General features: G+C 30.3%; 2 protein-coding genes. Both read left to right on the forward strand.

The genetic code is table 11. The features are described from left to right. On the forward strand, positions 1 to 226 hold a 226-nt coding region (locus IRZ78_RS25930), incomplete at its 5' end, for a phosphopantetheine-binding protein (protein ID WP_194620480.1). Beyond that, the coding region (locus IRZ78_RS25935) for a condensation domain-containing protein (protein ID WP_228520630.1) at positions 223 to 1,709 on the forward strand (1,487 nt) is incomplete at its 3' end. The genes IRZ78_RS25930 and IRZ78_RS25935, both read left to right, overlap by 4 nt.

Here is a 1,709-nt window from a genome sequence, read left to right on the forward strand (position 1 = left end):
AGTAAAACAGGTAGGAATCACAGACAACTTCTTTGAACTGGGAGGGAATAGCCTGAAAGTGGTAAAAATATTATACAGGGTAAATCACGAATTTGAGATCGACATAAACATAAAAAATGTGTTTAAATATCCAACAATCCAGGATTTAGCTTTCCATATTATTATTGCTCAGAAACAGAAAGATATTAGTAGTACAGATAAAAAATTAAAAGAAATAAGTTTATGATACAATTACTAAAAAAAATCAGTGAAAATAATATTTATTTAGATGTTATTGATAATGAATTAAAGCTATTCTCTGAAGATGAGTCTATTGATGCAGCTCTTTTAGAAGAGATAAAATCAAATAAGGAAGCTATTTTAGGCTATTTAATCGAAAACAAAGGCTTTTTTGCTAAAGCAGATACAGTGAAAGTAATATCGAATGTAGCATTAGCGGAGCATTATGAACTATCAAATGCTCAAAAAAGATTGTGGATTTTATGTCAAAATGAAAATGTAAGTATCTCCTACAATATCCCTAAGAAATTTGTACTGAAAGGAGATTACAATGTCGATAAATTGAGAAAAGCAATTCGATCTGTTATTGACAGACATGAAATTCTTCGCACAGTATTTAAAGACGATCAAAGTTTTGAGGTAAAACAATGGATTGTAAAAAGTGAGGATTTTAAATTTGATATGGAGTATTACAATTTTTGTAATGACGAAGATCAAAATGATAAAGTTGCAAAGTACATCAACAGCGATTGTGAAAAAATATTTGATTTCGAAAAAGGTCCATTAATTAGAGCGACTTTATTTCAGTTAGAAAAAGAACATTTTGTTTTTTATTATAATATCCATCATATCATTAGTGATGCCCAATCAATGGAAGTGTTAATTAATGAGGTTCTTAATTTTTACAATTCCTATGTGGAAGAGACAAAAAGCAGCTTGCCGGAATTGAAGGTACAATATAAAGATTATGCTTTCTGGATGAATGAAAAATTTCAAAACCACGAATTTGATGAGCATAAGAAATTTTGGGAAAATACGTTGGCAGGAGATTTGCCTTATTTTGAATTTCCAAATCTACCCAACAGATCAAAATTTAAAAATTTCAGCGGATACAGCTACTCCAGCTACCTCTCTGCGGAGTTATCTACTAAATTCACGAAGCTTTGCAGTCAGGAAGGTGCTACCTTGTACATGGGATTATTAGCATTATGGAATATTTTATGTTACAAGTATACAGCCCAAAAAGATATTATTTTAGGTACAACTGTTTCAGGAAGAGAACTACTTGAATTAGAAAATCAAATAGGTTTTTATGTAAATACAATTCCATTAAAAAATACTGTAAATCCCGAATTAAGTTTTCTGGAACTCTTTCATGCTGTAAAAGAATCATCGTTAACTGCTTTGACTTTTCAGGAATATCCTTTTGACAAAATAGTAGAGGGATTAAACCAAAAATTTGATATCAACAGAAATCCAATATTTGATATCATCTTTGAATTAAAAGATGCAGCACCGCAGGGAATTTCAATAACAGAAAATACAATATGCGGTGCCGAAGTTAATTCAAAGTTTGATCTTGAAGCTGTATTTCAATTGAGAGGCAATTCATTACATATGAATATTAATTTCAATGTTAATATGTATGAGGATGAGATGATAAAGAGACTCATACATCATTTTGGTCAATTAATGACCGAAGTGCTTAA

Source organism: Flavobacterium sp. CSZ (assembly GCF_015350725.1).
In the GTDB taxonomy this organism is placed as follows: domain Bacteria; phylum Bacteroidota; class Bacteroidia; order Flavobacteriales; family Flavobacteriaceae; genus Flavobacterium.